The sequence below is a fragment of the Mesorhizobium sp. RSR565B genome, from assembly GCF_054719465.1.
In genome coordinates, this window is the sequence record NZ_JBTTIE010000001.1 from 1,585,683 (window position 1) to 1,611,972 (window position 26,290).

Here is a 26,290-nt window from a genome sequence, read left to right on the forward strand (position 1 = left end):
GCTCATCACGCCGCCCTGATGCGCGGGTTGATGACGGCATAAAGCACGTCGACGATCAGGTTCACGGCCATGACGATAAGGGCGATCAGCAGCAAGCCTGACTGCACGACGACATAGTCGCGCTTGGATATGGATTCGACCATCCACTTGCCGATGCCCGGCCAGGCGAAGATGGTTTCTGTGAGAATGGCGCCGGCGAGCAGGGTACTGACCTGCAGGCCGATGGTGGTGACCACCGGGATCAGCGCATTGCGCAGCGCATGCACGCCGATGACGCGGGACGACGACAGGCCCTTGGCGCGGGCGGTCCGCACATAGTCTTCGCCCAGCACTTCGAGCATGGCCGAGCGCGTCTGGCGCGCGATCACCGCCAGCGGGATGGTGCCGAGCACAATTGTCGGCAGCACCAGGTGGCTCAATGCCGAGCGGAAAGCATCCCATTTGCCGTAGAGCAGGCTGTCGAGGGTCAGGAAGCCGGTGATCGGCTTGATAAAGAACTGAAGGCCGATGCGTCCTGAAACCGGGGTCCAGCCGAGATAGCCGGAGAAAAAGATGATCAGCAGCAGACCCCACCAGAAAATCGGCATGGAATAGCCGACAAGGGCGGTGCCCATCAGCCCCTGGTCGAACCAGGAGCCGCGTTTGACCGCAGCAATGATGCCGGCCGGGATGGCCAGCACCATGGCGAAGATCATGGCGAAGACTGAGAGCTCGACGGTTGCCGGGAAGAGCGTCATGAAATCTTCGATGACCGGCCGCTTGGACGAAATCGACACGCCGAAATTGCCGGTCGCGGCATCGCGGACATAATGCGCGTATTGCTGCCAGATCGGCAAATTGTAGCCGAACTGTTCCTTCAGTTCCGCGTAACGCTCGGGCGACACGCCATGCTCGCCGGCCATGGCAAGAATGGGATCGCCGGGCAGCAGCCTGACGAAAGCGAAGGCGCAGATGGTGATGCCGATCAGCGTCGGCAGCACCAAGACGATTTTGTTTAGGAGATATCGGAGCATCTTGAAAAGCGGGCGGCGCCTGATTGCGCGCCGCCCGCCTAACAGTTCTATTCGGCCTTGTCGACGCCGTCGAAGCGATGAATGCCGAGCGGGTCCATCATGAAGCCGCTGACATTCTTGCGCACGACTGCGTAGACCTGGCTGTGTGCCATGAGGAAGGCCGGAGCCTGCTTCTGGAAGACAACCTGCGCCTCTTCATAGAGCTTGGTGCGTTCGGCCTGGTCGCTGGTCTTCTTGGCCTTCTGGATCAGATCCTCGAAGTCCTTGTCGCACCAGCTGGAGTAGTTCGACACGCCGATGGCCGAGCAGGCGAACAGCGTGGCGAAGAAATTGTCCGGATCGCCATTGTCACCGGTCCAGCCGATCTGGAAGGCACCCGGACGCTCCTTCTTCTTGCCTTCTTCGCGGTACTTCGTCCACTCGTAGCTGACGATCTCCGCCTTGACGCCGACCTTGGCCCAGTCAGCCTGGATCAGTTCCGCGGCGCGCTGGAAGTTCGGGTTGTAGGGACGGACGCGGTCGGAGGCCCAAAGCTGGATCTCCTTCAATCCGGCATCGGCCAGCACCTTCTTGGCGGCTTCCGGATCATAGGCGTCGGACTTCACGTCCTTGTTCCACGACCACATGGTCGGCGGGATCAGGTTTACGGCCGGCGTGGCGCCGGCGTCCTGGAACAGCGACTTGATGAGCGATTCCCGATCGATCGCCTGGTTGAGCGCATGGCGCACTTCAGGCTTGTCGAGCGGCGGGATGGTGGTGTTGTAGCTCATATACCCGATGTTGAGGCCAGCCTGATCCATCAGGGTCACGTCGGCGTTGGCCTTGATCGTGCCGTGTCGGCAGGATTCGGATAGGGCGCGATATCGCATTCGCCGGCGAGCACCTTCTGGATGCGGGCGGTGGCGTCAGGCGTGATCGCGAAGACGAGATCGTCGATCTTTTCCTTGCCCTTGAAGTAGTCCGGGTTGGCCGCATAGCGGATGACCGAATCCAGCTGGTAGTCGACGAACTGGAACGGACCTGTACCGACCGGCTTGGTCGAGAAGTCGGCCATCTTGCCGTCTTTTTCCAGCTGGTCGGCATATTCCTTCGACACGATCGAGGCGAAGTCCATGCCGAGATTGGCCAGCATCGGCGCGTTCGGCTCGGTCAGCGTCAGCTTCACGGTCAGGTCATCGACCTTTTCCCACTTGGCGACGTATTTCGGCATGTCCATGCCGGTGTAGTAGTCCCAGGTCAGGTTCGGCAGGTACTTCTCGCCGTTCCAGGGGTTTTCCTTGTTGAACTGGCGATCGAACGAAAAGACGACGTCGTCGGCATTGAAATCACGCGTCGGCTTGAAGAAATCTGTCGTTTGGAACTTCACGCCCGGATGCAGGTGGAAAGTATAGACCAGGCCGTCGTCCGAAATCTCCCATTTGTCGGCGAGACCGGGCACAACTTCGGTGCCGCCATGCTTGAACTCGACCAGGCGCGAATAGACGGTGCGCGACGAGGCGTCGAAGTCGTTGCCGCCCGTCGTGGTACCCGGGTCGAAGTTGGCCGGCGAGGCCTCCGAGCAATAGACCAGCGTCTTGGCATTGGCCACACCGCCGAGGACGCTTGCAGCCAGCAACGCGGCTGCAAAAGTCAGTTTCTTTTTCATTGAGCACTCCCTGATGTTCTTCCAAGCCCCTCTATAGGCTCGCGAAGCGCGCATATAAGCACCGTTTTTCCGGCTTTGGAACACCCTGTTTGCCTACCCCACCGTAAGCAGAAAATATTTCTCGGTCTTTGACGAACTACAGAATGAAATAGCAAAATCTGCTAATCACGGGATTGTTAACGACCGCATTTTTTCATTGATCGCAGCAATCGTAAGCCAAAAATCCACAAGCCTGGGTTTCGCCACCGAGATGACAGGACGGCATTGCCGAGCCGGCGTCGCGGGAAGGATTTCGACGGCAAATCTTTGCCGTCCTGCCGCTGGGGCAAGACTTGCACGGCCGCCGATAGTCGCAATAGATAGATGACACGCTGGATTTTCCGGGAATCCGCGACATCGCTGCAGCGGAGGACGCCTCACCACATCGAGGCGGCGCAGCAGGAGCAGGCAACAGAACGACCGAGGGAGGCTAGAGGTGGCGAAAGCAACAAAGACAACGGCCCCGGCGAAAGCAAAAGCGGCGAAAGCTTCAAAACCGGCCGCCGCTGCCGCCAAGTCGAAAGCGCCACCGGCCAAAGCCACTCCCGCCGTCAAGCCAACGGCAACCTCGACGCCGGCGAAGGCAAGCGCCAACCCGGCAGCGAAACCTGCGGTCAAGCGCGCGGCGAAGACAACACCCGCTGCAAAGCCCGCCCAGCCGCCAGCCGCCAAGGCAGCCGCGGCGAAGCCCGCCTCGAAGCCGTCGCCGGGCGCGGCCAAAAAACTGCCGAATACGCTGACGGCGCTTGCCGCGGGCTTGCCGGAAAAGCCATGGCTAAAAAGCTATTCGAAAGTCGTGCCGGCGGAGATCGGCGCCCTGCCCTACAGTTCGATCGGCGACTTCCTCGTCGGCGCCTGCAAGCAGTTTTCCGGCCAGCCGGCATACGTCTGCATGGGCAAGTCGATCTCCTATGCCGAACTCGAGCGGCAATCGGCCGCCTTCGGCGCTTATCTGCAATCGAAGGGCCTGCAGAAAGGCGCACGCGTGGCGCTGATGATGCCGAATGTGCTGCAATATCCGGTGGCGATGATGGCCGTGCTTCGCGCCGGCTATGTCGTGGTGAACATCAATCCGCTCTACACGCCACGCGAGCTCGAACACCAGCTCAGGGATTCCGGCGCGCAGGCGATCGTCATTCTGGAGAATTTCGCCAGCACCCTGGAGGCGGTGATTGCCAGAACGGCGGTCAAGCATGTGGTGGTCGCGGCGATGGGCGACATGCTCGGCGCCCTCAAGGGCACGATCGTCAACCTCGTCGTGCGCCGGGTGAAGAAGATGGTGCCGGCCTGGTCGCTGCCCGGCCATGTCAAGTTCAATGCGGCGGTGAAGGCCGACGCCGGCATCGCCTTCAAACCGGCCAAGATGGAGGCCGGCGACATCGCCTTCCTGCAATATACCGGCGGAACCACGGGGATTTCCAAAGGTGCTGTGCTGCTGCACTCCAATGTGCTGTCCAATGTCGCGCAGAACACGCTATGGCTGCAGGACGCCTACGCGATCAAGCCGAAACCGGCGCATCTCAACTTCATCTGCGCGCTGCCGCTCTACCATATCTTCGCGCTGACGGTGAACGCGCTGATGGGCATGCAGCAGGGCGCCCAGAACGTGCTCGTTCCCAACCCGCGCGACATTCCCGGCTTCGTCAAGGAGCTGCAGAAATACCCGATGCACATTTTCCCAGGCCTCAACACGCTGTTCAACGCGCTGCTCAACAACGAGGATTTCCGCAAGCTCGACTTCAAGCCGCTGATCATGACGCTGGGTGGTGGCATGGCGGTACAGAAGGGGGTTGCCGAGCGCTGGAAGGCGCTGACCGGCAATTCGATCACCGAGGGCTACGGGCTGTCGGAGACCTCGCCGGTGGCCACCGCCAACAAGTTCAGCGACAGCAATTTCACCGGCACGATCGGCCTACCGCTGCCGTCGACCGAGATCGTCATCCGCGACGATGACGGCAACAACCTGCCGCTGGGCGAAGTCGGCGAGATCTGCATCCGCGGGCCACAAGTCATGGCCGGTTACTGGAACCGGCCGGACGAGACCGCCAAGGTGATGACCAAGGACGGCTTCTTCAAATCCGGCGACATGGGCTTCATGGACGAGCGCGGCTACACCAAGATCGTCGACCGCAAGAAGGACATGATCCTGGTCTCCGGCTTCAACGTCTACCCCAACGAACTCGAGGAAGTCGTCGCCCAGCATCCGGGCGTGCTCGAAGTGGCGGCGGTCGGCGTGCCGGACGAGCATTCGGGCGAAGTGCCGAAGCTGTTCATCGTCAAGAAGGATCCGGCGCTGACCGTTGAGGCAATCACTGCGTATTGTCGCGAGAACCTGACCGGCTACAAGCGGCCGAAATACATCGAGTTCAGGACCGAGCTGCCGAAGACGCCGGTGGGCAAGATTTTGCGCCGGGCGCTGCGGGAATAATTTGAACGGCGAGCCTGGCGACGGCGGGATGGCGGACGATAGTCGGCGTCCCGATGCAGTAGTGTTCATCAAGGCGAACCTGCGGCTTGCGCCCGTTCCCGCCCTTCGTGAAATCCAGCTCTATACGGCTCATTCCGGCAGCGGCCTGAGGCGGCTTGTCGAGTGGCGAGCTCATGGACCGGAAGACGGCAGCCAGACCGAGGAGCACGAAGCTGAGCCGCAGCCGCCCTACTGGGCCTATGCCTGGGCCGGCGGCGCCGTGCTGGCGCGCTATATACTCGACCATCCGCAAATCGTGGCCGGTCACCGCGTGCTCGACCTCGGCGCCGGCTCGGGCCTCGTCGGCATCGCCGCCGCCAAGGCCGGCGCCAGCGCGGTGATCGCCGCCGAGAGCGATCGCAACGGCGTCGCCGCGATCGGCCTCAACGCGTTGGCCAACGGCGTCGAGATCACCATTGTCGACCAGGATATCACCACGGGCCCGCCGCCAGCGGTCGATCTCGTGCTTGCCGGCGACGTGTTCTACGGCCGCGAGGTTGCTCTGCGGGTGATCCCGTTCCTCGACCGCTGCCTGGCAGCCGGCATCGAGGTGCTGGTCGGCGATCCCCGCCGCGCCGATCTGCCGCTGTCGCGGCTACGATTGCTCGCCGAATATCAGGTGCCGGATTTCGGCGACGCAAAGGGTGATGTGACCAAGCCGAGCGGTGTGTTTTGGTTCGAGCCGGAAGATTGCTAGCGCGACGCGGCAAAGCCCAGTCGCTCTGAATGGCCGGATTCTACTCATTGTGGACAAACCTCAAGGGGCAGAAAATAGATTGGATTAGCCGTTGATAGGAGAAGTCGAATGGCGTGGATTAAAGTTGTTCAACGTATCGGCTTCATAGTTTGCCCAAAGTGCGAAAATCGCGGCTTCGAGCTTCAGCCTGGCGAAGACATCGATAACGCAAGCGCCAAGATCAGGTGCGGCAAATGCGGGTACGTTTGCTCTGCTGATGAGTAGCCCACTATGTCCGAAAACAAACCAGAAGCTCCATAGTTTCATGGCTGCTTCCCCAACTCGGCCATTGGCGGGGAAATCCCGAGCCGAATTGAGTTTGCCCCAGGCCCCCGTCAGACCGTCTCCTTGACCCGCGCCGACAGAAAGTCCGGCAAGTCGGCAACCGAATCCAGAACGACATCGGCGATCGACGCCAGCGATTCCCGCGTGCCGGTGCCGGAGAGCACGCCGACCGCCAGGCCGCAGCCGCCGGCACGCGCCATCTCCAGGTCGTGGCGGTTGTCGCCGACCATGGCGATCTCGGACGCCTTCAACCCGGTCAGGTCGCAAAAGGCGACGATCGTGTCCGGCGCCGGTTTCGGATTGGCGACCGCGTCATAGCCATAGGCGGCGGTGAACAGCTGCGCGACGCCGAGCGTGACCATAGTCTTTTCGGCACCGGCAGTCGAATCATTGGTGGCGACGCCGAGCCGGTAGGATCGCTTGTGCAGAGCCGTCAGCGCCGCGACGATGCCGGGCAAGGCCACCGCCATCGATGAGCCTTGCACCGAGGTGATCTCGTTGAAACGGGCGACGGCCAGCATCTGGTCCTCGTCGGACAGGCGCGGGAACCATAGTTCGACGACATCCATGTTGGTGCCCGAGGCGAAGATGGAATCCGGCTTGAAACGCTTGGCGACAAAATCGAAGCCCGCCGCTGAAAGCAGCCTGTCGGCTTTCCAGCGATCGCCCTCGGCAGCATCCATGGCCATGAAATCGGCGATGCCGAGCCAGGTCGCGTTGAAATCGACAAGCGTGCCGTCCTTGTCGAACAATATGCCCTTGATGTCGGCCGGATTTTTCATTGCGCCCCCCGCAGTTGCTGGATGCGCGCCACCAGCCCGGCCGTCGATGCGTCGCGCTTGGCGGCGCTCTCCTTGCCTTCCACGACTGGCAACAGGCCGGTCGCCAGCTCCTTGCCGAGCTCGACGCCCCATTGGTCGAAGGAATTGATGTTGAACAGAGTGCCTTCGACGAAGACGCGGTGCTCGTAAAGCGCGATCAGCCGGCCGAAGGTGCGCGGGTCGAGCTTGCGGTAGAGGATCGTCACCGATGGGCGGTTGCCGGAGAAGACGCGGTGCGGGGCTATTCTGTCGACATCGGCCGGCTTCATGCCCTTGGCCAGCATCTGCGCGCGCGCCTCGTCCAGCGTGCGGCCCTTCATCAACGCTTCCGATTGGGCCAGGCAATTGGCAAGCAGTAGATCGTGCTGGTGCTTGAGATCAGGCTCATGGCCGACGGCAGCGGCAAGGAACTCGACCGGGATGAAATCGGTGCCCTGGTGCAGCAGCTGGAAGAAGGCGTGCTGGCCATTGGTGCCGGGCTCGCCCCAGACCAGCGGTCCGGTCGGCGTCGTCACCGGCGTGCCGTCGAGGGTGACGCCCTTGCCGTTCGATTCCATGTCGAGCTGCTGTAGATAGGCCGGCAACCTGGACAGTCGCTGGTCATAGGGGATGACGGCACGCGCCGGATAACCGCAGATCACGCGATGCCACCAGCCGACCAGCCCAAGCAGCGCAGGCAGGTTCTTCTGCAGGGGTGCGGTGCGGAAGTGCTCGTCCATCTCATGCGCGCCGCCCAGGAAGGCGCGGAAATTGCGCGGGCCGATGGCGATCATCACCGGCAGGCCGATGGCGCCCCACAGCGAATAGCGGCCGCCGACCCAGTCCCAGAAGCCGAACACGCGATCCGCTTCGATGCCGAACTTGGAAACCAGGTCGAGCGCGGTCGAGACGGCGGCGAAATGCTTGCCGACAGCTTCCTTGCCGAGCGCCTTCTGCACCCATTTGCGCGCCGTCTCGGCATTGGTCATCGTCTCGACCGTGGTGAAGGTCTTCGAGGCGATGATGAACAGGGTGGTTTCGGCCGACAGGCCCTTCAGCGTGTCGTGGATATGGGCGCCGTCGATGTTGGAGATGTAGTGCGCGCGCGGGCCGTCGTGATAGGGCGCCAGCGCCAGCGTCGCCATGGCCGGGCCGAGATCGGAGCCGCCAATGCCGATGTTGACGATGTCGGTGATTTTCTTGCCGGTGGCGCCGGCGGCCTTGCCGGAGCGAATGGCATCGGCGAAAGCGCCCATGGCGTCGAGCACGGACAGCACATCCGCCTTGACGTCCTGGCCGTCGACCGTGACGCCCTTGCCCGCGAGGTTGCGTAGCGCCGTGTGCAGCACGGCGCGGTCTTCGGTGATGTTGATCTTCTTGCCGGAAAACATTGCGGCCCGGCGACCTTCGAGATCGGCGGCGGCGGCGAGCTTCTCGAGCAGTTCCATCGTGCGCTGGTCGACCGCGCATTTCGACCAGTCGAGCAAAAGGTCGCCGTCGCTGGCCGAAAATGTCTCGAAGCGCTTGGGGTCGGCGGCAAAAGCCTCGCGCATCGTGCCCGATGCCGCCGCGCGCGCAGCACGCAAGGCGACAAGCTGTTTGTCGAAGGAGGAATGATCCACTGCCGGCTCCTGATCGTTTTTTCACGACATCTTATCAGACCGGATGTTTCCGGCGCGTGTCGTCGGGGTGACGTTATCGAGCCGAATTCCGCATGTTTCAATGCGTGGGGATGACGCAGTGCAGCATAGTGCGATGTGATGGAGCTACGACGCTGCGCGTCGCGCTGGATGATGTGATGGGAGTAGCGACGACGCTTCGCATCGCGCTGGGGATAATGAGGCGCGACGACGCTGCGCGTCGCGCGGGCGTCCGCGCTGCGGGATGACGCAGCGTCACCCGGGGGATGCGACGACGCTGCGCGTCGCGCATAGATCACTGGCATAAATCCCAGCGATCAGAAAAATTGATTGGCGCAACCCCTTGTGCCACGGTTACCTTCCGCTGGTCCAGCCAAGCAAAAAAGACTGGCCATCGAGGAACACCTTCCATGCCACAGCGTAACGACACGGCCATATGGTCCGGCCTGTTCCGGATTTCGGCGGAATCGGGCCAGACCCTGCAGGCGCAGATCCGTCAGGCGATCGTCGCCGCCATTCTCGACCGGCAGATCGCCGCTTCGATGCCGCTTCCGTCCTGCCGCATCCTGGCCGAGAAACTCGGCGTCGCGCGCGGCACTGTGGTGCTGGCGTTCCAGCAATTGGTCGACCAAGGTTTCCTGGTGGCGCGCGAACGGCGCGGCCATTTCGTCAATCCGGATGTGCTGGCCACCCCCGCCAAGCCGCACCAGAAGGCGCCCGACCAGCAGAACGAGATCGACTGGAAGGCACGCCGGCAGATCGCCGCCAGCGACATGCCGCCGCCGGCCAAGCACGACAACTGGATCAAGTCGTCCTACCCGTTCGTCTACGGCCAGTTCGACCCGGCGCTGTTCCCGACCGCCGAATGGCGTGAGTGCAACCGCATGGCGCTGGCCGTGCTCGAAATCCGCAACTGGGCCTCCGACATGGTCGATCGCGACGATCCGCTCTTGATCGAGCAGATCCAGGCGCGGCTGTTGCCGCGGCGCGGCATCTTCGCCAATCCGGACGAGATCATCGTCACGCTCGGCGCCCAGAACGCGCTCTATATGCTGGCGACACTGCTGATGACAAAGGGCTCCAAGGTCGCGATGGAAGACCCGGGATACCCCGACGCGCGCTCGATCTTCCGCCTGGCAGGCGCCGAAATCCAGCCGGTTCCGGTCGATCAGTCCGGCATCGTCACCTCGTCCATCCCCAACGATTCCGGCTTTGTCTTCGTCACCCCCAGCCACCACTGCCCGACCATGGTGCCGCTGTCGGCGGAACGCCGGCAGGACCTTCTGGCGCGCGCCAACCGCCACAATCAGATCATCATCGAGGACGGCTATGACAGCCAACTTCTCGACGAGGCGCCGCAGCAGGCGCTGAAGAGCCTCGATCGCTCGGGTCGCGTCGTCTATGTTGGCTCGATGTCGAAGACGCTGGCTCCGGGCCTGCGGCTTGGCTACATCGTCGCTTCGGCTGGACTAATCTCCGAGCTCAGGGCGCTGCGCCGCTTCATGCTCAGGCACCCGCCGGCCAACAACCAGCGCGCGGTCGCGCTGTTCCTGTCGCTCGGCCATCACGAGGCGCTGGTGCGGCGGCTGTCGTCGGCCTTCGACGAGCGGCGCAAGCGTCTGGTCCATGCGATTTCCGCATTCCTGCCGGAATGGCGCTCGACCGATTCGGCCGGCGGCACATCGCTCTGGCTGGAAGGCCCGCGCGGCACCGATTCACGTGGACTGGCCGAGGCCGCGGCCTCGCGCAGCGTCATCATCGAGCCCGGCGACCGCTTCTTCGATCGCACCGAAAAGCCGTCGCGTTTCATGCGCTTGGGCATTTCCTCGATCGCACTGCAGCACATCGAGCCGGGTATTCGCGAGCTCGCGACCGCAGCCGGACGCAGGCCCGCTGCAGCCTGATTTGCCTGTGCCGGAGCTTTGAACAGCCCCGGCCCTTGGCATGATCACCAACATTCTGCATTAGCTCTCTGGCATACTCGGCTGCGTTGACTGGCCCATAGGCTGGGCCAACGACAACGGCATAGTCGGCTGACAGAGGGACGACGCAAGCTGACGGTGGACCAATCATCGCGTCGTGTTTCGCAAGCTAAAGGTGGAGTGCCCCCCATGTCAGTGGCTGTTGAGCAGCAGGATGCGGCTCTTAAGGATGCGGCTCCTAAAGATGCATCAGCCGACCAGCGTTCGCGCCGATCCGGCGGGCGCGAAGCGCGCCGCGCCATGCGGGCAGCACCTTTGGCCGACGACATCAGGCCGGTACGTGCCGGGCTTGAAGGCGGCAGTTACGGCCCGCTCAACCGGAACGACCAGGAGCGCATCCATGAAGCGGTGCTGACGCTGCTGGAGACCGTCGGCTTCGCCAATGCCATTCCCTCCTGCGTCGAGGCGCTGACCGGGGTCGGCGCCGTTTACGGCGATGACGGCCGCGTCCGTTTCCCACGCGGGCTTGTGATGGACACGATCAGACGAGCCGCGCGAAATTTTACGCTGCACGGCCAGGACCCCAGGCATGACATGCTGATCCAGGGCAAGCGCGTGCATTACGGCACGGCGGGTGCGGCGGTGCATCTGGTCGATGTCGAAAAGCGCGAATACCGCGAGTCGCTGGTGCAGGACATTTATGATGCCGCTCGCCTCGTCGAAGGGCTCGACAACATCCATTTCTTCCAGCGGCCGATGGTGCCGCGCGACATTCCCGATCCGCTCGAAATGGACTTCAACACGCTCTACGCCTGCGTGATGGGCACGTCGAAGCATGTCGGCACCTCGTTCACGGTGCGCGAGAACGTGCAGCCGGCGCTGGAAATGCTTTATGCGATCGCCGGCGGCGAGGAGAACTTTCGCGCCCGGCCGTTCGTGTCAAACTCCAATTGCTTCGTCGTGCCGCCGATGAAGTTTGCCGAGGACGCCTGCGGCGTGCTCGAAGCCTGTGTCGACGGCGGCATCCCGATCCTGCTTCTATCGGCCGGCCAGGCCGGCGCCACCGCTCCCGCGGCGATTGCCGGCGCTGTGGTGCAAGCGGTGGCCGAAGTGCTGGTCGGCCTCATCTACGTCAACGCCATCAAGCCCGGGCATCCGGCGATCTTCGGCACCTGGCCGTTCGTCTCCGACCTGAGGACCGGCGCCATGTCGGGCGGCTCGGCCGAGCAGGCAGTACTGACTTCGGCCTGCGCGCAGATGGCGCAGTTCTACGACCTGCCGGGCGGCTCGGCCGCCGGCATGACGGATTCGAAACTGCCCGACATCCAGTCCGGCTATGAAAAGGGGATCACCGACGTGATGGCCGGTCTTGCCGGCCTCAATCTGGTCTATGAATCGGCGGGCATGCACGCCTCGCTGCTCGGCTTTTGCCTGGAGAGCCTGATCATAGACAATGACATGCTGGGCCACTGCCTGCGCTGCGTGCGGGGCATCGAAGTGACCGACGAAGCGCTGTCGATCGACACCATCACCGAAGTCTGCATGAATGGCCCAGGCCACTATCTCGGCAACGAGCAGACGCTGCGCCTGATGCAGACCGAGTATTTTTATCCGGCCGTCGGCGACCGCTTTTCGCCCAAGGAATGGAACGAGAAGGGCCGGCCCGACATCTTGCAGCGGGCGATCATCGAAAAGAAGCGCGTGCTTGCCGAGCGCTTCCCGCGCCATGTGCCGAAGCTGCTAGACGACAAATTGCGCGCCCGCTTCGGCGAGATGATCAAGCTGCCACGCAGCGGCATGGGCGGGTAAGCTTCACCTTACGAAGGTCAGTCCGCACTTAGCCCAAAGCGCTCGACGACTTCGGCGCTGATCAGCTTGCCATGCAGCGCCATCAGCACGATCTGGGCATCCAGGCTGTCGCCGGTTTCAAGCGCTGCCTCGATGCGGCGCTCAGCGTCCAGCCGCCGCTCCGGCCCATTGGCCTGCTCAAAGGTTTGTGGGCCTGCGATGCAATAACCAAACAGCTGCGCCACGGACCGATAAGCCTCTGGCGGGGGCTCGTCCGGCCAGTGATCCTTCATCAGATTGACGATGGTGAGCTTTACTCCCTCTGGCACCAGTGCCGGGTGAAGGTCGGCGCCGCGCAGCGCGTTGTCCAGTTCCCGCAAGTCACCCGAGCGGCCGAACATGCCGAGGAAACCGAGGGAAGAGCGCCGCTTAGTCACGTTGATACTTTCCGTCCGATAGCCGACCACTCATATGGGAATGTAGGATCGTTTTTCATCGCCTTTCCGGAGTCTCAGGCAAACCAGGCGTCGAGCCCGAATTCCCGCTGCAACAGGTCTTCCGCACTTTCCAGCGCGCCCTCGATCCAGCCGTGATTGTTGGACCACGCTTCGCCACAGACATGAATGCCCGGAGCGAGCGTATGGCTCGCCAGTTTTATACCGGAGATATCTATGCCACGGTCCCAGACATGCGACGCGCCGCCATAGGCCGGCGCACCCCAATCCTGCGCAAACCCGCCGATGGGTTTCGAGATGGCGCCGTGTTTGCCATGGACTTCGACCATCTGGCCGTGAAAGGCCTCCAGCGCGGAATGTCCCTCGGCCAAAACCGCAAAGCCGTGGCGCCGAGCGAGCTCAGGCAGCAGTGAGCGCCAGAATACCATGTGCTTGCCATCGCAATAGGCCATGGCGACGCTCCGACGAATCGTCGCGTCGCGAGCGTCCGCTTTTGTGAACTGCCATATCTGGCGAGCCGGCAGATCGGTCACGCTGTGGCCGGCCGCGATGCCGTTTCGAGCCCACCACGGGCTGGCATAGCAGGCGGCCAGCGTGAGCATCGGCCAGGGTTCCGGTGCCGGCAGATCGCTGGGCTGCTCGATGCCGGACTTTTCCAGCAGGGTCCGCAGGGGGCGGACCGGTAACGCCAGCACGACCTTGCGCGCCTCGACCGTCCCGCCCTGCCCCTCGACAGACAAGACCATCCCTTGCGCCGAGCGGGCGATGGCGGTCACGGTGTGATCGAGATGGACGGCGCCGCCGCTGACAGCGATCCGCCCGGCCATTCGCTCCGCAACCGGCTGGAACCCGCCATCGGGGGAACAATAGGAGCGGCCGCCGCTCAGCTCGCCGAGCGCAAGCCTGAACGTCTCGGCGGCGTTGGGTCCACGCAGGAGCAACGAATAGCCCACCGCGTCCTCGGCAAAAGCCATTTCCTCCGGGGTCAAGACCGTCGCCAGCACATCCCAAGTCGCCCAATCCGCCAGCTTGCGGCCGCCATAAACGAAGCCTGCGGCGCCGTTCCATTCGGCGCTGCCGAAGGCCTCCGAACCCGGCAGGATCAGTGCTGCCGCCTTTCGCAGCAGGCGGGACGGGCCTTTTTCCTGCAGCCGACGCGTCACGTCATAGGCAAACAGGCGGCGCGGCGCAAAGCGCGATATAGCGGCGTAGGGCAGGCTCCTACCGCGCAGATGGAGCCGGTTGGCGCCGGTGACGACGTCCATACCCGACAGCTTTACATCCAGCGTCGCCATGAGTTTTTTGAGTAGCCGATGTTGCGGCATCAGCATCATCGCGCCGAGATCGATGCCGAAGTTCGGCTCTCCGGGAAATGAGACCGTGGAGGCCCGACCGCCGACGCGACCGGCGGATTCGAAAACAGCGATCCTTGCGGGCTTTTCACTTTGGGACAAGCGCCACGCCAGGAAGAGACCGGCCATGCCCGCGCCGACAATAGCAATGTCGACCGGGGCAATGTCGATCGGGCTAGGCGGCAAGGATACGCCCGTGGCGGAAAACCATCATCATGGACGACTCTCTGGACCCCTCTTGATTTCGTGTCAAAAAACCCGAAACTGACGAGGACTGCAATGTCATACTGACAGGTGGGATCAGTTGGCGTGCGAGCAGTGATCTAAAACGGGCAACGGGTCCTATGAAGAAACAGTATCACACACCAGTCATCCGCAAGGCAGGACGACTCTCCGGCATCACAGCCATCGCCGCTTCGTCCGGCCCGCCTCCACCCTGAGGCCGCCATCCAAACAAGCTTACGCCAAGGCTTTCATGCCGGCCCGATCAGGCCGGCATTTTCATATCAAGCGGGTGCTTAGTGATTGTCCCTCGGCACGCCGCTGGTGTGCGCGACGTCCTGGTATTTCACCGCCGGCTTCAGCACCATGCCCTCCGAGAACTGGTCGACCATGGAGCGCTGGATTTCCTGCCATGGCGTCTGGTGCTTGGGATAGTGGTAGCCGCCATCGTCCTGCAGTTCGGCACGGCGGCGCGTGATTTCCTCGTCGGTGACGAGGATGTTGGCAGTGCCTTTGCGTAAGTCGATGCGCACACGGTCGCCGGTCTTGAGCAGCGCCAGGCCGCCGCCAATGGCGGCTTCCGGGGAAGCGTTGAGGATAGAGGGCGAGCCCGATGTGCCCGACTGGCGGCCATCGCCGATGCAGGCCAGCGCGTGAATGCCCTTCTTGATGAGATAAGCGGGCGGCTGCATGTTGACCACCTCGGCGCCACCGGGATAGCCGATCGGGCCGGCGCCGCGCATGAACAGGATGGTATGCTCGTCGATGCCTTGCGCCGGATCGTCGATGCGGGCGTGGTAGTCCTCCGGCCCGTCAAAGACCATGGCGTTGCCTTCGAAGGCTTCCGGGTCGTTCGGGTTGGAGAGATAGCGCTCGCGGAATTCCGGCGAGATGCCGCTCATCTTCATGATTGCGGAATCGAACAGATTGCCGCTGAGATTGATGAAGCCGGCATTGGCCTTCAGCGGCTCGGCGACGGTGCGGATGACGTCGGTGTTCTCGTTGGCGACACCCTTGCAATTGTCACCGATAGTCTTGCCATTGACGGTCATCGCTTCGGGATAAGGCAGCAGCTTGGCCTTCATCAGTTCGGCCACCACAGCCGGCACGCCGCCGGCATGGTGATAGTCCTCGCCGAGATATTCGCCCGATGGCTGCAGATTGACGATGAGCGGCACATGGAGGCCGACCGTCTGCCAGTCGTCATTGGTGAGTGGCACGCCGAGATGGCGGGCAATCGCGTTGAGGTGGATCGGCGCGTTGGTCGAGCCGCCTATCGCCGAATTGACGACAATGGCGTTCTCGAAGGCCTTGCGCGTCATGATGTCGGACGGCTTCAGATCCTCATGCACCATCTCGACGATGCGCTTGCCGGTCTCATAGGAGATCTGGCCGCGCTCGCGGTAGGGTGCGGGAATGGCGGCCGAACCCGGCAATTGCATGCCGAGCGCCTCGGCCAGCGAGTTCATCGTGGTGGCGGTGCCCATGGTGTTGCAATAGCCGGTCGACGGCGCCGATGAGGCGACGATGTCCATGAACTCGTCATAGTCGATCTCGCCGGCGGAGAGCCGCTGGCGCGATTCCCAGACGATGGTGCCGGATCCCGTGCGCTTGCCTTTGTGCCAGCCATTGAGCATCGGTCCGACCGAAAGTGCTATGGCCGGAATATTGACGGTGGCCGCCGCCATCAGCAGCGCCGGCGTGGTTTTGTCGCAGCCGATGGTCAGCACGACGCCGTCGAGCGGATAGCCGTAAAGCACTTCGACCAGGCCGAGATAGGCAAGGTTGCGGTCGAGTGCCGCGGTCGGGCGCTTGCCGGTCTCCTGGATCGGATGGCACGGGAATTCGAAGGGGATGCCGCCCATCGAGACGATGCCTTCGCGCACGCGCTTGGCGAGTTCGATATGGTGGCGGTTGCACGGCGACAGATCCGAGCCGGTCTGGGCGATGCCGATCAGCGGCTTGCCCGACATCAACTCGGCCCGCGTCAGGCCGTAGTTCAGGTAGCGCTCGAGGTAGAGCGCGGTCATGCCTGGGTTGTCGGGATTGTCGAACCACTCCTGCGAGCGAAATTTCTTCTTTCCGGTGGGGGCGCCTGCCATCATGGTCTCCGTATTTGTAAGACAAATCGATATGGCAACGCGCGGAAGCAGGCAAGAGGGCGCACCGTCGCAACCGGACTTTGGTGCGATAGACACAGACCAGACCGTGCGTTAGGTCTTCGAAGTCTGTCCGGGAGGTGTCGATGGCTTTGGTGATCGAAGGCGAGGAACGCATTGCCGCCCCCCTGCAGAAAGTGTGGGACGCGCTGAACGATCCGAAGGTTTTGCAGGCGACCATTCCCGGCTGCCAGCACCTGGAGATGAAATCGCCGACCGAAATGGCGGCGACGGTGGTGTTGAAGATCGGACCGATCAAGGCGACATTCAACGGCGAGGTGACATTGAAGAACCTGAAGCCGCCGCACTCCTACACCATCCAGGGCGAGGGCAAGGGCGGTATTGCCGGCTTCGCCAAGGGTGGCGCCGACGTGACGCTGACGGCGGACGGGCCGGATGCGACGGTCCTCAAATACTTTGCCAAAGCCGAAGTCGGCGGCAAGATCGCCCAACTCGGCAGCCGGCTCATCGAATCGACTTCGAAGAAGCTGGCCTTGCAGTTCTTTTCAAGCTTTGGCGAGAAGGTGGGTTCCCCTCCCCCTTGAGGGGAGGGATATCCGAGCTACTCGAACACGATGTTCGGCACCGCCGCTTCGGCCGCGCCGCGTTCTTCGTTGACCCGGTCCCAGACCTTCGAAGCAATGCCGCGATAGATCTTCGCCTCGGCGCTGTCTGGCTTCGACGCCACCACCGGAGCACCTTCATCAGAACTTTCGCGAATGCCCATTTCCAACGGCACTTCGCCGAGGAAAGTCACGCCGAGGCGCTCGGCCTCGCGCCGCGCCCCGCCATGGCCAAAGATGTCGTAGCGCTTGCCGGTATCGGGGGCGATGAAATAGCTCATGTTCTCGACGATGCCGAGCAGCGGCACGTCGACCTTCTTGAACATATTCAATCCTTTGCGGGCGTCGATCAGCGCCAGGTCCTGCGGCGTCGAGACGATGACGGCGCCGGCCAGCGGCACCTGCTGGGCCATGGTCAGCTGGGCGTCGCCGGTGCCGGGCGGCATGTCGACGACGAGCACGTCGAGGCGGCCCCATTCGACCTCGCGCAGCATCTGCGTCAGCGCCGACATCACCATCGGACCGCGCCAGATCATCGGCGTCTCCTCGTCGACGAGGAAGCCCATCGACATCACCTTAAGGCCGTAATTCTCCATCGGTTTCAGGATCTTGCCGTCGACGGTCTGCGGCCGGCCATGGATGTTGAGCAGCCTGGGCATGGACGGGCCATAAATATCGGCATCGAGCACGCCGACACGCAAACCGTTGGCGGCGAGGCCAAGCGCGATGTTGACAGCGGTGGTCGACTTGCCGACGCCCCCCTTGCCGGACGCCACCGCGATGATCGCCTCGATTCCGGGCACGCCGCGCTTGCCCGAGCTTTGCGAGGCCGAGGCGTGCGGGGCTGGAGTGTGTGGAGCTGGGCGCGGCCCGCCTGGCGCAGCCGGCGGTGCGGGCCTGGGCGCGGGACGCGACGCAACCGGAGCCTCCATGCCGCCGCCCTTCTTCTCCGCCGTCAGCGCGACGACGGCGCCGGCGACACCAGGGATCGCCTTGACGACACGCTCGGCTGCAGCGCGCAGCGGCTCCATCTCCTGTGCGCGGGCGGCGGGAACGGTGATCGAGAAAAACACTTTCGAATCGGCGATGAAAATCTCCGAAACCATGCCGAGGTCGACGATGTTGCCGGTGAAGTCCGGCCCGTTGACCGTCTTCAGACGCTCGGTGACGATTTCCTTGGTGACGGACATGCATTATTCCCTAAGGCGTTTGGCTGCGGCTCAGATAGTGCAGATTGGCAGCGACTCCAAGCACCACCGGTGTCCGCCTCACCCTGCCAGGCCAACCGCTAGGTAGGTGAGCGCCGAAATTGCAGCCGTCGCCGGCAAGGTGACGATCCAGGCGATGACGATGTTGCCGGCAATGCCCCAGCGCACGGCCGAGACGCGGCGGGCGGCGCCGACACCGATGATGGCCCCGGTGATGGTATGGGTGGTCGACACGGGGACGCCGAGCCAGGTGGCGGCAAACAGGGTGATGGCGCCGCCGGTCTCGGCGCAGAAGCCCTGCATCGGATTCAGCCGGGTGATCTTCGAGCCCATCGTGTGAACGATGCGCCAGCCGCCGAACAAAGTGCCGAGCGCCAGTGCTGTCTGACAGGTGAGGACGACCCACAGCGGCACGTAGAACGTCCCGCCGAGCATACCTTGCGAATAGAGCAGCACGGCGATGATGCCCATGGTTTTCTGGGCGTCGTTGCCGCCGTGCCCTAGCGAATAAAGCGAGGCCGAAAAGAACTGCATGACGCGGAAGGTGCTGTCGACGGCGAACGGTGTCTGGCGCACGAACAGCCAGGAAACGGCCAGGATCAGGACCAGCGCCAGAACAAACCCTGTCGCCGGCGACACGACGATTGCGGCGACCGTCTTGCCAAGCCCGGTCCAGACGATGGCGCCGGGCCCAGCCTTTGCAACGCCGGCGCCGACGAGCCCGCCGATCAGGGCATGCGAACTGCTGGACGGGATGCCGGCAATCCAGGTGACGATGTTCCAGACGATGGCGCCAACGAGCGCCGAGAAGATCACCGCCGGCGTGACGATGCTGACGTCGACGATACCTTTTCCCACGGTTTCAGCCACGTGAAGGCCGAAGAACATGAAGGCGATGAAATTGAAGAAAGCCGCCCACAGGACCGCATATTGCGGTCTCAGCACGCGGGTGGAGACGATGGTGGCGATGGAGTTCGCTGCATCGTGCAGGCCGTTGAGAAAATCGAAAAACAGCGCGACGGCGACAAGGCCGATCAGCACGGGAAAGGCGATGGTGGCTTCCATTGCCTAAACGTTCTCGATGACGATGCCGCTGATCTCGTTGGCGACGTCCTCAAAGCGGTCGACCACCTTCTCCAGCTGGCCGTAGATCTCCGAGCCGATCAGGTAGGCCATCGGATCGCTGCGGCCATGCCGCTTGAACAGGTCCTTCAATCCCTGCTCATGCAGATCGTCGGCGCGGCTTTCGACGCGCATGACCTCTTCGGCGATGGCGTTGAGGCGTACCGTGTGCGTGCCGACCTTGCTGAGCAGCGGGATCGCTTCGGCAACCAGCCTGGAGGCGGCAACGATGACGCCGCCCATCTCCTGCATCAGCGGGTCGAATTCCTTCTTTTCGAACAGCTTCACCGTCTTGACGGTCTTGTGCATCATGTCGATGGCGTCATCCATTGACTGGATCAGGTCCTTGATGTCGCCGCGATCGAAAGGCGTGATGAAGGAACGCCGCACCGCCAGCAGCACTTCGGCCGTGATATGATCGGCCTCGTCCTCGAGATCGATGATCTTCTGGCACCAACGATCGATGTCCTTGCCCTGCAGGAGCTGCTCCAGCGCCTCGGCGCCGCCGACCACGGTGCGGGAATGCCGTTCAAAGAGGTCGAAGAAGCGATCTTCGCGCGGCAAAAGCTTGCGGAACCAGCCCAGCATGTCCGATCTCCTCGTATTCCATCCAACCACATAGCGCCGTGTTCGGCCGGGGGAAACAGCCAGCCGGCCCAAAGATGTGGATGCATGGCCAATTGCGGGTAGAGCTTGCGGCGAAAGGCAATTTCCCCGACCTTGCGCGCAACGAACGGACGGATGGTATGATCGACAAGCTCGAATTCTTCATCGCGCTGGCCAAGGAGGAGCATTTCGGCCGGGCGGCGGAAGCGTGCGGCGTCACGCAGCCGACCTTGTCGGCCGGGATCAAGCAGCTGGAGGGCCAGCTCGGCGTCATGCTGGTCAATCGCGGTTCGCGCTTTCAGGGGCTGACGCCGGAAGGCAAGCAGGTGCTGGTGTGGGCGCGTCGCATCGTCGGCGATTCCAGGACCATGCGCGAAGAGATGCGGGCGGCGCGACATGGCCTGTCCGGGCGTATCCGTATTGCCGCCATCCCAACCGCCCTCGCCATGGTGGCGCGGCTTACGACGCCATTTCGCGAGAAGCATCCGGGCGTCACCTTCTCTATCCTGTCGCGCACCTCGATCGAGGTGTTGTCGCTGCTCGGCAATTTCGACGTCGATGCCGGCATCACCTATCTCGACAACGAGCCTCTCGGACGGGTGACCAGCGTGCCGCTCTATGACGAGCGCTACCAGCTGATCACGGCGGTCGGAAATCCCTATTCGGATCGCGACAAAGTGACATGGGCCGAAATCAGCCAGCTGCCGCTCTGCTTGTTGACGCCGGACATGCAGAACCGCCGCATCATCGACCAGCATCTGGCCGAGGCCGGCGTGCAGGTGCGGCCGACACTGGAATCCAACTCGATGATCGTGCTGTTCTCCCACATACGGACAGGCAAATGGTCGTCGATCATGCCGCTCAACCTGGCGGAAACATTCGGTTTTTCCGAGCCGATCCGGGCCATTCCGATCGTCGAACCGGATGCCAGCCACACGGTCGGGCTGGTCGCCGCGCCGCGCGAACCGCACACGCCGCTGGTGCAGGCGCTGCTGGACGAGGCGATGGCGCTGGCAGACGATTTCCGCGCTAATCGCTGAGCTAGTCATAACTGGTCAATCGGCGCGATAGAAATTTTCTATCGTGCAACGAAACCGCTTTATTGATTTCAGAGGTTTTCTCTGATTTCTTAAGCACTTAGCGATTAAGCGGCGTAGGCATGTCGTTGTTCCAAAACCGCTTCATGCTTTTGGACGATTATATGCATCGATCGCTACGATAGGGAGGGCGCTGCGTGACGATGCAGCCTGCAAGTACCGAGATACAGTCGCGCACGGCGGCGATCATCCAGGAGTTGAAGGGCCTCGAAGGCCCCCTGCTGCCGATCCTGCACGAGATCCAGGAAGAATTTGGCCACGTGCCGCAGGACGCCGTGCCCGTCATCGCCGATGGGTTGAACCTGTCGAGGGCCGAAGTGCATGGCGTCGTGACCTTCTATCATGATTTCCGTGCCCGGCCGGCTGGCCGGCATGTGCTCAAGCTCTGCCAGGCGGAAGCCTGCCAGTCGATGGGTTCGGATGCGATCGCCGCAAAGGTCAAGCAGTTGTTGGGCATCGATTTCCATGAGACCACCCGCGACGGATCGGTTACACTTGAGCCTGTCTATTGCCTCGGGCTGTGCGCCTGTTCACCGTCGGCGATGCTGGATGGTGAGGTGATCGGGCGGCTCGATGACGAGAAGATCGAAGAGATCGTCGCGGAGGTACGCTCATGATCCCGCGCATCTACATTCCAGGTGACTCCGGCGCGCTGGCGCTCGGCGCCGAAAAGGTCGCCAAGGCTGTTCGTGCGGAACTGGCTGAACGGGGCGTCGAGGCCAAGATCGTCCGCAACGGCTCGCGCGGCGCCTATTTCCTCGAACCGATGGTCGAGGTCGCGACCGAAAAGGGCCGCGTCGCTTACGGGCCGGTCAAGCCATCGGACGTCAAGAGCCTGTTCGACAGCGGCTTTCTCACTGGCGGCCATCACAAGCGCTGGCTGGGCGCGCCCGACAAGATCCCGTTCCTGGCCAAACAGACGCGCCTGACGTTCGCGCGTTGCGGCATCAACGACCCGCTATCGCTCGACGCCTACAAGTCACTGGGCGGGCTGAGGGGCCTGCAGAACGCGGTGGCCATGGCGCCGCTCGACATCGTCAAACAGGTCACGGAATCGGGCTTGCGCGGCCGCGGCGGCGCCGGCTTCCCGACCGGCATCAAGTGGAAGACGGTGCTCGATACGACATCTGACCGCAAATACATCGTCTGCAATGCCGACGAGGGCGACAGCGCCACCTTTGCCGACCGCATGATCATGGAGGGCGACCCCTTCGTGCTCATCGAAGGCATGACGATTGCCGGCATCGCCACCGGCGCGACCAAGGGGTTCGTCTATATCCGCTCGGAATATCCGCATGCGGTGGATGTCATGAACAAGGCTGTCGAGGTCGCCCGCAAGGCAGGCGTGCTCGGCGTCAGCGTGCTGGGTTCGCCCAACGCCTACGACATGGAAATCCGCGTCGGCGCCGGCGCCTATGTCTGCGGCGAGGAAACTTCGCTGCTGAACAGCCTTGAAGGCAAGCGCGGCGTGGTCCGAGCCAAGCCACCGCTGCCGGCAATCCAGGGTCTGTTCGGCAAGCCGACGGTGATCAACAACGTCATCAGCCTAGCCTCCGTGCCCATCATCATGGACAAGGGTGCGGCCTTCTACAAGGATTTCGGCATGGGCCGCTCGCGCGGCACGATCCCGATACAGATCGCCGGCAACGTCAAATTCGGCGGCCTGTTCGAGGCGGCCTTCGGCATGACGCTGGGCGAAATCGTCGACGATATCGGCGGCGGTACGGCCACTGGTCGCCCGGTGAAGGCGGTGCAGGTCGGCGGCCCGCTCGGCGCCTATTTCCCGCGCGGCCTGTTCGACACGCCGTTCGACTACGAAGAGTTCGCGAAGCGCGACGGGCTGATCGGCCATGCCGGCATCACCGTGTTCGACGACACGGCCGACATGCTGAAGCAGGCGCGCTTTGCCATGGAGTTCTGCGCCATCGAAAGCTGCGGCAAGTGCACGCCCTGCCGCATCGGCTCGATACGCGGGGTGGAGACCATCGACCGGATTGCCGCCGGCATCGAGCCGGAGAAGAACCTGGCTCTGGTCACCGATCTCTGCAACACGATGAAGTTCGGATCGCTCTGCGCGCTGGGCGGCTTCACGCCCTACCCGGTGATGAGCTCGATCACCCATTTCCCCGAAGATTTCAAGCCCGCGCCGGCGCGCGTGGCTGCTGAATAGGAGCTGGCAGATGAATATCAAGGCCGACTTCCCGACACTCATCGAAGAACTCGATTACGGAACCCCGGAATCGAAGGCGCAAAAGCAGGTTACGCTGATCGTCGACGGCCGCAGCATCAGCGTGCCGGACGGTACGTCGATCATGCGCGCGGCGATGGAAGGCGGGGTCGAGATCCCAAAACTCTGCGCTACCGACATGCTGGACTCGTTCGGCTCCTGCCGCGTCTGCCTGGTCGAGATCGACGGGCGCGGCGGCACGCCGGCATCCTGCACGACGCCCGTCGGCGAAGGCATGGTGGTGCGCACGCAATCCGAGCGGCTCGACGCCATCCGCCGCGGTGTCATGGAGCTTTACGTCTCCGACCACCCGACCGGCTGGAACGAGAAGGCCGGCACCGGCGCCAGCGAGTTCGACGTTGTGGCGAAATCGGTCGGCCTGACCGAGAACCGCTTCGGCATCGAGGGCCGCAACCACGTCAAGCAGGAAAACGGCGTCGCGCCCGGCCATGGCTCGCTGGCGGTCGACTACATCGCCCGCGATGAGTCCAACCCCTATTTCACCTATGATCCGGCGCAATGTATCGTGTGCTCGCGCTGCGTGCGGGCCTGCGAGGAGGTGCAAGGCACCTTCGCGCTGACGATCGAGGGCCGCGGTTTCGAATCGCGCATGGTCGCCGGCATGCACGAGGATTTCATCGCCTCCGAATGCGTGTCCTGCGGCGCCTGCGTGCAGGCCTGTCCGACCGACGCGCTGCGTGAAAAGACCGTGCTTGAGAAAGGCATGCCCGAGCGCTCCGCCGTCACCACCTGCGCCTATTGCGGCGTCGGCTGCTCGTTCAAGGCCGAAGTGAAGGACGACGAAGTCATTCGCATGATGCCCTACAAGGACGGCAAGGCCAACCACGGCCACTCCTGCGTGAAGGGCCGTTTCGCCTATGGCTATGCGACTCACAAGGACCGCATCCTGTCGCCTATGATCCGGGAAAAGGTCAGCGATCCCTGGCGCGAGGTGAGTTGGGAAGAGGCCATCGCCCATACGGCCAAGGAATTCCGCCGTATCCAGTATCAATACGGCCGCACCTCGATCGGCGGCATCACGTCCTCGCGATGCACGAATGAAGAGACCTATCTGGTGCAGAAGCTTGTGCGCCAAGGCTTCCGCAACAACAATGTCGACACCTGCGCCCGCGTCTGCCACTCGCCGACCGGCTACGGCCTCGGCCAGACCTATGGCACCTCGGCCGGCACGCAGGATTTCGATTCCGTTGATTTCACCGATGTCGCCGTCATCATCGGCGCCAATCCGGCTTCCGCGCACCCGGTGTTCGCCTCGCGGCTGAAAAAGCGGCTGCGCCAGGGCGCCAAGCTGATCGTGCTCGATCCGCGCCGCACCGAAATGGTCAAGTCGGCGCATATCGAGGCCGACTATCACCTGCCGCTGAAGCCCGGCACCAACGTGGCGGTGCTGACGGCGCTGGCGCATGTCATCGTTACCGAAGGGCTTTTCGACGAAGCCTTCATCCGCGATCGCTGCGACTGGGCGGAGTTCCAGGATTGGGCTTCTTTCGTCGCCTTGCCGGAAAACAGCCCCGAAATCGTGGGCAAGCTGTCCGGCGTCGATCCCGAACTGATCCGAGGTGCTGCTCGGCTCTATGCCAAGGGCGGCAATGGCGCGATTTATTACGGCCTTGGCGTGACCGAACACAGCCAGGGTTCGACCACGGTTATGGCTATCGCCAACCTTGCCATGGCGACCGGCAATATCGGCCGCCCGGGCGTCGGGGTGAATCCGCTGCGCGGCCAGAACAACGTGCAGGGTTCCTGCGACATGGGCTCGTTCCCGCATGAACTGCCGGGCTACCGCCACATCTCCGGCGAGGCGGTGCGCGACATCTATGAGACGTTGTGGGGGGTGAAGCTCGACGACGAACCGGGCCTGCGCATCCCCAACATGCTGGATGCCGCCGTCGACGGATCCTTCAAGGGCATCTACATCCAGGGCGAGGACATCCTGCAATCCGACCCTGATACCAAGCATGTCGCGGCCGGCCTGGCGGCGATGGAATGCGTCGTCGTGCACGACCTGTTCCTCAACGAGACAGCTAACTACGCGCATGTCTTCCTGCCGGGCTCGACCTTCCTGGAAAAGGACGGCACCTTCACCAATGCCGAGCGCCGCATCAACATGGTGCGCAAGGTGCTGGAGCCAAAGGCGCGCTATGCCGACTGGGAAGCGACACAGGAGCTTGCCCGCGCGATCGGGCTGGATTGGAACTACCAGCATCCCTCCGAAATCATGGACGAGATCGCCAAAACGACGCCAAGCTTCGCCGGCGTCTCCTTCGATCTGCTCGACCGTGTCGGATCGGTGCAATGGCCCTGCAACGAGAAGGCGCCGCTCGGCACGCCGATCATGCATATCGACGGCTTCGTGCGCGGCAAGGGCAAGTTCATCCGCACAGAATATGTCGCGACCGACGAGCGAACCGGGCCGCGTTTCCCGTTGCTGCTGACCACCGGTCGCATCCTTAGCCAGTACAATGTCGGTGCACAGACAAGGCGCACCGAAAACGTCATGTGGCACTCGGAGGACCGGCTGGAGATCCATCCGCACGATGCGGAGAACCGCGGCCTGCGCGATGGCGACTGGGTGCGGCTGACCAGCCGTTCGGGTGAGACGACGCTGCGTGCGCTGATCACCGACCGGGTGTCGCCAGGTGTGGTCTACACAACGTTCCACCATCCCGACACGCAGGCCAACGTCATCACCACCGACTTCTCCGACTGGGCGACCAACTGCCCGGAGTACAAGGTGACCGCGGTGCAGGTCGGCGCCTCCAACGGGCCTTCGGACTGGCAGCGCGATTATAACGAGCAGGCCGAGCAGAGCCGCCGCATCGCTCCGCTACAGGCGGCGGAGTAGTCTTGCCACGGCGTTCGACAATGAGAGCTTCAATCTTGACGGTTGGTCGACCCCCACTCCGTCAGGAAGGAGAGCTTA

The 26,290-nt window shown here is 63.0% G+C and carries 19 protein-coding genes and 1 pseudogene; 9 read left to right on the forward strand and 11 right to left on the reverse strand.

Annotated features, from left to right (window positions below; translation table 11 throughout):
- Window positions 1-5: 5 nt before the first annotated feature.
- Together ACYG9R_RS07640 and ACYG9R_RS07645 are read right to left on the reverse strand one after the other, a co-directional pair.
- Window positions 6-1,013: an ABC transporter permease subunit gene (locus ACYG9R_RS07640; protein ID WP_023692619.1), complete on the reverse strand. Its 1,008-nt coding sequence runs from the start codon at window positions 1,011-1,013 to the stop codon at window positions 6-8.
- A 47-nt stretch (window positions 1,014-1,060) separates the two neighbouring features.
- Window positions 1,061-2,658 (reverse strand): annotated as a pseudogene (locus tag ACYG9R_RS07645) (ABC transporter substrate-binding protein).
- A 475-nt stretch (window positions 2,659-3,133) separates the two neighbouring features.
- On the opposite strand from ACYG9R_RS07645, the gene ACYG9R_RS07650 reads away from it, so the two are divergent.
- Both ACYG9R_RS07650 and ACYG9R_RS07655 read left to right on the forward strand, forming a co-directional pair.
- Window positions 3,134-5,125: a long-chain fatty acid--CoA ligase gene (locus tag ACYG9R_RS07650; RefSeq protein WP_023823782.1), complete on the forward strand. Its 1,992-nt coding sequence runs from the start codon at window positions 3,134-3,136 to the stop codon at window positions 5,123-5,125.
- A gap of 28 nt (window positions 5,126-5,153) precedes the next feature.
- Window positions 5,154-5,861, forward strand: coding sequence for a class I SAM-dependent methyltransferase (locus tag ACYG9R_RS07655; RefSeq protein ID WP_031198174.1), 708 nt, complete (start codon window positions 5,154-5,156; stop codon window positions 5,859-5,861).
- A gap of 84 nt (window positions 5,862-5,945) precedes the next feature.
- On the opposite strand, the gene ACYG9R_RS07660 is transcribed toward ACYG9R_RS07655, so the two are convergent.
- The 3 genes from ACYG9R_RS07660 to pgi form a co-directional block, all read right to left on the reverse strand.
- Window positions 5,946-6,167: a hypothetical protein gene (locus ACYG9R_RS07660; protein WP_155923253.1), complete on the reverse strand. Its 222-nt coding sequence runs from the start codon at window positions 6,165-6,167 to the stop codon at window positions 5,946-5,948.
- Window positions 6,168-6,235: 68 nt separating this feature from the next.
- Window positions 6,236-6,967 (reverse strand): HAD family hydrolase, encoded by a 732-nt coding sequence (locus tag ACYG9R_RS07665; RefSeq protein WP_023688783.1) that lies wholly within the window; start codon window positions 6,965-6,967, stop codon window positions 6,236-6,238.
- Window positions 6,964-8,607, reverse strand: coding sequence for a glucose-6-phosphate isomerase (pgi, locus tag ACYG9R_RS07670; RefSeq protein WP_023823783.1), 1,644 nt, complete (start codon window positions 8,605-8,607; stop codon window positions 6,964-6,966). Before pgi ends, ACYG9R_RS07665 begins: the two co-directional genes overlap by 4 nt.
- 428 nt (window positions 8,608-9,035) lie before the next feature.
- Here pgi and pdxR point away from each other — a divergent pair, with 428 nt between their 5' ends.
- Both pdxR and ACYG9R_RS07680 read left to right on the forward strand, forming a co-directional pair.
- Window positions 9,036-10,529: a MocR-like pyridoxine biosynthesis transcription factor PdxR gene (pdxR, locus tag ACYG9R_RS07675; protein WP_023669484.1), complete on the forward strand. Its 1,494-nt coding sequence runs from the start codon at window positions 9,036-9,038 to the stop codon at window positions 10,527-10,529.
- Window positions 10,530-10,736: 207 nt separating this feature from the next.
- Complete coding sequence (locus ACYG9R_RS07680) at window positions 10,737-12,356, forward strand: trimethylamine methyltransferase family protein (protein WP_023823785.1); 1,620 nt, start codon at window positions 10,737-10,739, stop codon at window positions 12,354-12,356.
- Window positions 12,357-12,373: 17 nt separating this feature from the next.
- Here the strand turns inward: ACYG9R_RS07680 and ACYG9R_RS07685 are convergent, their stop codons facing one another.
- From ACYG9R_RS07685 to ACYG9R_RS07695, 3 genes are all read right to left on the reverse strand, one after another.
- Window positions 12,374-12,736 (reverse strand): hypothetical protein, encoded by a 363-nt coding sequence (locus ACYG9R_RS07685; protein WP_081726128.1) that lies wholly within the window; start codon window positions 12,734-12,736, stop codon window positions 12,374-12,376.
- A 110-nt stretch (window positions 12,737-12,846) separates the two neighbouring features.
- Entirely contained in the window at window positions 12,847-14,328 is a 1,482-nt protein-coding gene (locus ACYG9R_RS07690; RefSeq protein ID WP_023823786.1) for a flavin monoamine oxidase family protein, read from the reverse strand.
- 332 nt (window positions 14,329-14,660) lie between these two features.
- Window positions 14,661-16,466 (reverse strand): IlvD/Edd family dehydratase, encoded by a 1,806-nt coding sequence (locus ACYG9R_RS07695; RefSeq protein ID WP_023712598.1) that lies wholly within the window; start codon window positions 16,464-16,466, stop codon window positions 14,661-14,663.
- Window positions 16,467-16,609: 143 nt separating this feature from the next.
- Here ACYG9R_RS07695 and ACYG9R_RS07700 point away from each other — a divergent pair, with 143 nt between their 5' ends.
- Window positions 16,610-17,068 carry an SRPBCC family protein gene (locus tag ACYG9R_RS07700; protein WP_023712599.1) on the forward strand — a complete coding sequence of 153 codons (459 nt, stop codon included), beginning with the start codon at window positions 16,610-16,612 and terminating at the stop codon, window positions 17,066-17,068.
- A 17-nt stretch (window positions 17,069-17,085) separates the two neighbouring features.
- On the opposite strand, the gene ACYG9R_RS07705 is transcribed toward ACYG9R_RS07700, so the two are convergent.
- The 3 genes from ACYG9R_RS07705 to ACYG9R_RS07715 form a co-directional block, all read right to left on the reverse strand.
- Window positions 17,086-18,276, reverse strand: a complete 1,191-nt coding sequence (locus ACYG9R_RS07705; protein ID WP_023703517.1) for an Mrp/NBP35 family ATP-binding protein — start codon at window positions 18,274-18,276, stop codon at window positions 17,086-17,088.
- A gap of 78 nt (window positions 18,277-18,354) precedes the next feature.
- The gene (locus tag ACYG9R_RS07710; RefSeq protein ID WP_023703518.1) at window positions 18,355-19,359 is read right to left on the reverse strand and encodes an inorganic phosphate transporter; all 1,005 of its coding nucleotides are present in this window, start codon (window positions 19,357-19,359) and stop codon (window positions 18,355-18,357) included.
- Between the two features lie 3 nt (window positions 19,360-19,362).
- Window positions 19,363-20,004 (reverse strand): DUF47 domain-containing protein, encoded by a 642-nt coding sequence (locus ACYG9R_RS07715; RefSeq protein ID WP_023673429.1) that lies wholly within the window; start codon window positions 20,002-20,004, stop codon window positions 19,363-19,365.
- Window positions 20,005-20,162: 158 nt separating this feature from the next.
- On the opposite strand from ACYG9R_RS07715, the gene ACYG9R_RS07720 reads away from it, so the two are divergent.
- The 4 genes from ACYG9R_RS07720 to fdhF all read left to right on the forward strand — a co-directional run bounded on the left by ACYG9R_RS07720 (window position 20,163) and on the right by fdhF (window position 26,212).
- Window positions 20,163-21,062 (forward strand): LysR family transcriptional regulator, encoded by a 900-nt coding sequence (locus tag ACYG9R_RS07720; RefSeq protein WP_023688790.1) that lies wholly within the window; start codon window positions 20,163-20,165, stop codon window positions 21,060-21,062.
- A 194-nt stretch (window positions 21,063-21,256) separates the two neighbouring features.
- Entirely contained in the window at window positions 21,257-21,736 is a 480-nt protein-coding gene (locus ACYG9R_RS07725; RefSeq protein ID WP_023738147.1) for a formate dehydrogenase subunit gamma, read from the forward strand.
- Complete coding sequence (locus tag ACYG9R_RS07730) at window positions 21,733-23,289, forward strand: formate dehydrogenase beta subunit (protein ID WP_023823787.1); 1,557 nt, start codon at window positions 21,733-21,735, stop codon at window positions 23,287-23,289. The genes ACYG9R_RS07725 and ACYG9R_RS07730 overlap by 4 nt, the downstream gene beginning before the upstream one ends.
- Before the next feature lie 10 nt (window positions 23,290-23,299).
- Window positions 23,300-26,212 (forward strand): formate dehydrogenase subunit alpha, encoded by a 2,913-nt coding sequence (fdhF, locus tag ACYG9R_RS07735; RefSeq protein WP_023823788.1) that lies wholly within the window; start codon window positions 23,300-23,302, stop codon window positions 26,210-26,212.
- The last annotated feature ends 78 nt before the right edge of the window (window positions 26,213-26,290 follow it).